The sequence below is a fragment of the Glutamicibacter sp. genome (genome assembly GCF_050701915.1).
Taxonomy (GTDB): Bacteria; Actinomycetota; Actinomycetes; order Actinomycetales; family Micrococcaceae; genus Glutamicibacter.
Genome location: NZ_JBOGEG010000062.1, coordinates 1 through 6,483, shown reverse-complemented (window position 1 = coordinate 6,483; position 6,483 = coordinate 1). Strand labels below are relative to the sequence as shown.

The 6,483-nt window shown below is 57.8% G+C and carries 5 protein-coding genes and 2 rRNA genes; 4 read left to right on the top strand and 3 right to left on the bottom strand.

What is annotated here, in order from left to right; translation table 11 throughout:
- From rrf (ACRDT3_RS18775) to rrf (ACRDT3_RS18765), 3 genes are all read left to right on the top strand, one after another.
- Nucleotides 1-105, top strand: a 5S ribosomal RNA gene (rrf, locus tag ACRDT3_RS18775); the annotation flags it as partial.
- Between the two features lie 289 nt (nt 106-394).
- Nucleotides 395-1,177 carry an SDR family oxidoreductase gene (locus ACRDT3_RS18770; protein ID WP_431494434.1) on the top strand — a complete coding sequence of 261 codons (783 nt, stop codon included), beginning with the start codon at nt 395-397 and terminating at the stop codon, nt 1,175-1,177.
- Between the two features lie 144 nt (nt 1,178-1,321).
- Nucleotides 1,322-1,438, top strand: a 5S ribosomal RNA gene (gene rrf / locus ACRDT3_RS18765).
- A gap of 128 nt (nt 1,439-1,566) precedes the next feature.
- Here rrf (ACRDT3_RS18765) and ACRDT3_RS18760 read toward each other — a convergent pair.
- The 3 genes from ACRDT3_RS18760 to ACRDT3_RS18750 all read right to left on the bottom strand — a co-directional run bounded on the left by ACRDT3_RS18760 (nt 1,567) and on the right by ACRDT3_RS18750 (nt 4,985).
- The gene (locus ACRDT3_RS18760; RefSeq protein ID WP_431494433.1) at nt 1,567-2,634 is read right to left on the bottom strand and encodes an ABC transporter ATP-binding protein; all 1,068 of its coding nucleotides are present in this window, start codon (nt 2,632-2,634) and stop codon (nt 1,567-1,569) included.
- A 65-nt stretch (nt 2,635-2,699) separates the two neighbouring features.
- Complete coding sequence (gene otsB / locus ACRDT3_RS18755) at nt 2,700-3,479, bottom strand: trehalose-phosphatase (RefSeq protein WP_431494432.1); 780 nt, start codon at nt 3,477-3,479, stop codon at nt 2,700-2,702.
- A 42-nt stretch (nt 3,480-3,521) separates the two neighbouring features.
- Nucleotides 3,522-4,985, bottom strand: a complete 1,464-nt coding sequence (locus ACRDT3_RS18750) for an alpha,alpha-trehalose-phosphate synthase (UDP-forming) (protein WP_431494431.1) — start codon at nt 4,983-4,985, stop codon at nt 3,522-3,524.
- A 399-nt stretch (nt 4,986-5,384) separates the two neighbouring features.
- Between ACRDT3_RS18750 and ACRDT3_RS18745 the strand changes: the two genes are divergently transcribed.
- The gene (locus ACRDT3_RS18745; RefSeq protein ID WP_431494430.1) at nt 5,385-6,251 is read left to right on the top strand and encodes a DsbA family protein; all 867 of its coding nucleotides are present in this window, start codon (nt 5,385-5,387) and stop codon (nt 6,249-6,251) included.
- The last annotated feature ends 232 nt before the right edge of the window (nt 6,252-6,483 follow it).

Genomic DNA, 6,483 nt, shown 5'->3' with positions numbered 1-6,483 from the left:
AGCGTGGGGGAAACGCCCGGTCCCATACCGAACCCGGAAGCTAAGGCCCACTGCGCCGATGGTACTGCACTCGTGAGGGTGTGGGAGAGTAGGTCACCGCCGGACTTAACTTATGTGTGTGAGGCCCCTTGGGCACCTGTTGGTGCTAGGGGGCCTCACCTGTTTAACCAGAAAAGAGGGGGAATCGGGCAGCTGGCGCTGCCTGGTTCCCCCTCTTTTCTGCTTTAACCTAGGTAGCTGCTAAGCGGCTGTGGCAACCATAAACACTTGACTTAGGCATCATTGTTCAAGAGGCCACACGAAATGGGCATAGTGTGGGATATGAGCGAGCCTGCGACCGACTTATCGACGGTGTCTCGACTCGTCTTCCAATTGCGAAAGAGGGAAACCGAACGTGAGAACTTATGTCGTTACTGGCGCTGCTTCCGGTATTGGTGCGGCCACTGCAGAATTGATTCGAGAACGTGGGCACAAGGTCATTGGAGTTGATCTACGTGACGCTGAGGTCACTGCTGACCTATCGACGCAAGCGGGCCGGCTAAGCGCCATCAGCCAGACCCTAGAGCATTCCGAGGGCAAGATTGACGCGGTTATCGCGGCCGCAGGCATCTCGGCTCCTAAGGCGATTACCGTATCGGTAAACTACTTCGGTGTAACCAGGTATCTGGAAGGCCTCCTGCCGGCGTTGGGGCTCTCGCAGTCACCACGAGTGGCCGTAGTTTCCTCGATGGCCTCGATCCAGCAGAATTCAGCTGAACTCGTTGATGCATTGCTTGCAGGCGACGAAGAAACAGCCCTGGCCCTTGGCGCAGCACTGGAAGCCGCTGGCCCGCGATCCGGTTACCTGAATTACCCGTCCTCCAAGCGTGCGCTGAGCCGCTGGGTTCGCCGCGAGTGCATCTCGGAGAAGTGGGCCGGCGCAGGCATCCCATTGAACGCTGTGGCTCCTGGCACCGTGATTACCAACATGACTCGGGAATTATTGGCGACCGAAGAAGGCAAGTCGATGGTTGACCAGAACGTGCCAATGCCATTGAACTACCACTCTGAAGCCGTGGTAATTGCCAAGCTACTGCTGTGGCTAACGAGTGAAGAAAATACTCACGTCACCGGGCAAACGATTTATTGCGATGGCGGTGCCGAGGCCACGCTCCGCGGGGATGATATCTGGAGCTAGCCCAAGCGGCTGAGTATGGCGAAGGACACTGTTGGCAACGCGTTCTGAAGTGGCACAACCACTGCGTGCTTGATATAGTTATGGAGTTGTCGCAATCGCGAATGACACCGTAGTTTTCCCATGGCTAGCCATGAGGTATAGAGTTACGGCGATCATAGCGTGGGGGAAACGCCCAGATCCATACCGAACCTGGAAGCTAAGACCCACAGCGCCGATGGTACTGCACTCGGGAGGGTGTGGGAGAGTAGGTCATCGCCGGGCATAATTTGCCGAAGGCCCCGAACTTTTGTTCGGGGCCTTCGATGTTTAACCGGATTCTAGAGCAGCGGGCTTAAAGCGAATGGCGGCTCGGAGTTCAAATTCCAAGCCGCCATTGACGCTAGCCAGTATTAGGCGTCGCCCAAGCGCAGACCGCTTTCCGTATCAAACAGGTGCGCGTGCTGCAGATTTGGTGCAATATTGATGCGCTGTCCACGTGCGGGAGGCGTACGGCCGTCAACACGAACCACGACTATCTGGGTTTCCCCGCCTAGCTCTGCCGAGCCGTAGATGTAGGCATCTGCGCCGAGCTCTTCAACAACGTCTACAACAATCTCTACTCCTTCGCCGGCTCCAACAATCTCGATGTCCTCTGGACGGAAGCCCAAGGTGGTTCCACCCTGTGCTCCTGGAGCATCGATAACTGCTGAACCGAAAGCGACCTGCCCATTGGAAGACTGCAACTGCACCAGGTTCATGGCAGGGGACCCGATGAAGCCTGCGACGAAGACATTGCGTGGGCGATCGTAGAGCTCACGAGGGGTGCCTACCTGCTGCAACTCGCCATCCTTGAGTACTGCAACGCGGTCACCCATAGTCAGGGCTTCCACCTGGTCGTGGGTCACGTACACGGTCGTGACACCGAGACGACGGGTCAGCGAAGCTATCTGTGTACGGGTCTGCACACGCAGCTTTGCATCGAGGTTGGACAGCGGTTCGTCCATCAAGAACACCTGGGGTGAACGAACGATGGCGCGGCCCATGGCTACACGCTGACGCTGACCGCCGGACAGGGCCTTGGGTTTGCGGTCCAAGTACTTCTCCAGATCGAGAAGCTTGGCTGCTTCCAGTACGCGCTTCTTGCGTTCCTCCTTGTCGACGCCGGCGATCTTCAAGGCAAAGCCCATATTCTCGGCAACGGTCATGTGAGGGTACAGCGCGTAGTTCTGGAAGACCATGGCGATGTCGCGGTCCTTAGGAGGGACGTTGGTTACGTCCTTATCCCCAATGAGAATACGACCGGAGTTTACTTCTTCCAAGCCTGCCAGCATGCGCAGGGTGGTGGACTTGCCGCAACCCGAGGGGCCGACCAGAACAAGGAATTCTCCATCTTGGATTTCCAAGTCGATTGCGTCGACAGAAGGCACAAGTGCGCCCGGGTAAATGCGGGTGGCCTTTTCAAAGGTCACAGTTGCCATGATGACAATCCTTTCACGGGCAGGTACGAGCCCGACGATCCGTAGTGAAAGTGAATTGGGACACTTTAGTGTCGCATGAAAATCAGACTTTTCAAAAGGTCTGGTAATTCACTGGGGGAAGGGATAGCATGCGCCGCCGCAGTCGGCCCAGGCCCCACCTTGATCCCCAGATCTGCTGCGCCAAGGACCCTGAATCCGTTCTCGTCGGTCACGTCATCGCCGACAAAAAGGACCGCCTGGACGTCGAGGACTTCACGCAACCACTGCAGGCTTTGGCCCTTATCGCCGTGATGCACAGTGGCCTCTAGCACCGCCTTGCCTTCAAGCAGTTTGATGCCGTCCAAATCACCTAGCGCTTGCCGTGCCTGCGCTAAGGCCTTGACAGCCACATCAGGTCTTGCCTGGCGAACATGCAGGACCGTGGCCGATGGCTTGTACTCCAAGCTGACGTTCTCATGCATCGCAGCGACTCGTTCCAAGCGCTGGGTAATTTGCCCGAGCAGCTTGGATTGCTTACCGCTCAGCTGCTCATCGTGCCAGATCGCGCCCAGCTGTGGCGGGACCAAGCGTTCGGCACCGTGCGAACCAATGCAAATCTCTGGACGCGGCTCAGGGTAGACCTCGCCTAAGGACTGCAGGTTTCGGCCCGACACCACCGCGGTGTATACCCCGGGACTGGAAGCCAGTTGTTCGAAGGCAGCAGCAGACTCCGGCAGCGGCCGGGCCTCTTGCGGCCGATCAACCAGCGGGGACATCGTTCCATCAAAGTCCAAAGCCACGAGCACCCGCTGATGGGTGGCAAATTCAGCCAGCGCGGCATGCAGGGCAGGGTCAAGTTCAGGCAATGGAATTCCTCATCGGAGATCTCGATTCCAGTCGGAATCTTTCTAGCGAACGATTTCGTGCACGGAGCTGGCCGCGTTGATCTCGGCCAGCTCGGCCAGGAAGTCCTCGGACCACTTGGAGACGTCGTTGAGCGCCAAGTGGCGGTTCATGCGTTTCATCCGGCGTTCCTGCTCGGACTCATTCATCTGAACCGCTTCAACGATTCTGGCCTTCATCCCGTCGATGTCGTGGGGGTTGACCAGTACAGCCTGGGTCAGCTGATCGGCAGCGCCGGTGTACTCCGAGAGCACCAGCACACCGCGACCATCCTGGTGCGCAGCGACGAACTCCTTGGCCACCAGATTCATGCCATCGCGCAGGGCCGTGACCAGCAGGACATCGGCTGCCAGATACATTGCGATCATTTCGCGTAGCGGATAGGACTGGTGCAGGTAGCGCAGGGTGGTGTGGCTCAGTGTGTCATGCTGGCCGGTGATCTGCCCTACCATTAGCTCCACCTGGTCACGCAGCTCTATATAGCTGTCCACGTTTTCCCGGCTGGGGCTGGCTACCTGGATCAGGCAGACATCACCGGCGCGCAGAGTCTGGTCGGATAGCAGCTCGCCATAGGCCTTCAGGCGGTGGCGAATGCCCTTGGTGTAGTCCAAACGGTCCACGCCGAGCATGATGGTTTTCGGATTTCCCAGCTCATGGCGGATCTGCGCGGCACGGGCGATGATCTGCGGATCGCGCGAGAGCTTGGCGATTTGCTCGGTATCAATGGAAATCGGATGCGCATTGGCACGGCAGAGATTCTGCATGTCGTTATCGGCTGGGGGCGAAGCCACATCGCCCTTGGTGGAGTAGCCGGTGAACCGGCGCAAGCAGCGCAGGAAATTGCTGGCATCGGTTTCGCGTTGGAACCCGACCAGGTCCGCGCCGACCAGCCCCTGCAGGATCTGGGTGCGCCAAGGCAGCTGCGAAAACAGGCTGGCCGCCGGAAACGGTATGTGCAGGAAGAAGCCGATTTTCAGATCGGGGCGTGCTAGCCGCAGCATCTGCGGAACTAGCTGCAGCTGGTAGTCGTGGACCCAGACGGTAGCGTTCGGAGCGGCGATTTTCAGTACTGCGTCGGCGAATCGCTGGTTGATTCTCTTGTAGCGGTCCCACCAGGTGCGGTGGTATTCCGGTGGTACGATTACGTCGTGGTAGAGCGGCCAAAGCGTCGAGTTGGAGAAGCCCTCGTAGTAGAGGGTCAGGTCATCTTCATCCAGGGGGACCGGGACCAGGTGGATGTCATCCTTGTCGAAGCTCTCCAGCTCCTCGCCGATACCGCCATGCCAGCCCACCCAGGCACCTTCGGACGCAGCCATGACCGGTTCCAAGGCGGTAACCAAACCGCCGGGCGAACGCTGGAATCCTTGCGACCCGTCAGGATTGGTGATGCGATCCACGGGAAGGCGGTTGGCTACAACCACAAAATCGTAGGAATTTTCGGTCTTTGTACTCGGCGCTGGGGTACCCACTGCAAACCTCCTGGTTTGTTCAATCTGGTTCACCGGCGTGGTGCAGATTCGTCGGTTCTGAGTGAATGACTTCTCGTCAAATTTCCTCGCTCTTGCTATTTAGCCTAGTGAAAACTGACTGGTAAGGGAACGATGTGCGGGTTTCGCCGTCATATGAGCTACTTCTGAACACGTGTTGCGTGGTCAGCAAAAGACCGGGCGCAAAGAAACGATTTCCGCTGATGACTTGGTTTAACGCTCAAGTTAAGGTTTTTGGAGCACTTTGGGCCCTGTATGCGAAAGATATGTGAGTCCTGTGAAGGTGGGTGAATCTTGAGTTTTCAAGGATATTGGCCCACGGAGTTGGCTAAGCTTGACTCCAGATGATACTTGTCCGCTGACCAAGGAACCGCCAAATTTATGTCTACAAATAACCCGCGCCCATCGAAGGCAGAGCGAACCGCGAGTGCCCGCGAGAAGGCGGCGCAGATGCGTGCCGCTCAAGATGCCGCTCAGAAGCGCAAGTCGCTTTTCGTGAAGCTGGGCGTATTGGCTGCAGTCATTGTGGTCATCGCACTGGTAGTTACCTTGATCGTGCAGAACAACAACGCAAAGGTGGCAGACTCCGGCGCCGTGCCGCAGGGCGGTACCGCAGGCGGTGGCATCATGGTCACCTCGCCGGACACCGTCGCAGAGAAGGCCATCGACAAGGTCGATATCAAGACGCTCGAAGCCCCTGCCGAGGCGCCAAAGCCTGCTACCCCACGCGACCTGACGGTGGCTGAAAAGGGCGAGCCGATCAACATCGCCATGTACGTTGACGCCAACTGCGTTCACTGTGCAGATTTCGAGGCTACCTACGGCGACCAGATCGAGGACTGGCTGGCCAACGGGGACGTCACCGTTGAATACCGCAACGTTGGCTACCTTGATCGTGGTTCACCAACCAACTTCTCCTCGCGCGGCGCCAACGCATTGGCTTGCGTCGCAGACGAGAGCCCAGAAGCCTATATGGGCTTCGTCAAGGCTCTGTGGGGCCACTACCCAGAGGGCGAGATGAAGAACGCCGAGCTGGCCGATCTAGCGATCCAGAATGGCGCTGCGCAGTCCGTTGAAAGCTGCATCGAGGATGACAAGTTCCGTCCATTCGTCCAGTACGCCTCTACCGCCGGCCAGTACGATGGCGTTGTTGGCACCCCTTCGATCTTCATCCAGGGCAAGGAGTTCGCACTGGGAACCCAGGACTTCCCGACTGAGGTCGAGAAGGCCATCGCTGCCAACAAGTAAGCAGATCCAGTAGCCTCTGGACAATTGTTCGGGATCCGGTAATATCCTTATTGATCTCGCACCCCGACCGATGGGAAGGAAGCCAGCAGTGGCTTCCTTCCCATCGACTCTTCTATGTCTGTCAAGCCGCAACCGGAACCTCTTCAATCATTTTTGAAGCACTGAAGATTCTGAAGATCCGACGGACGAGATAGCGTTTGATGCATCGACGGATCTCCCGATCAGTCTTCCC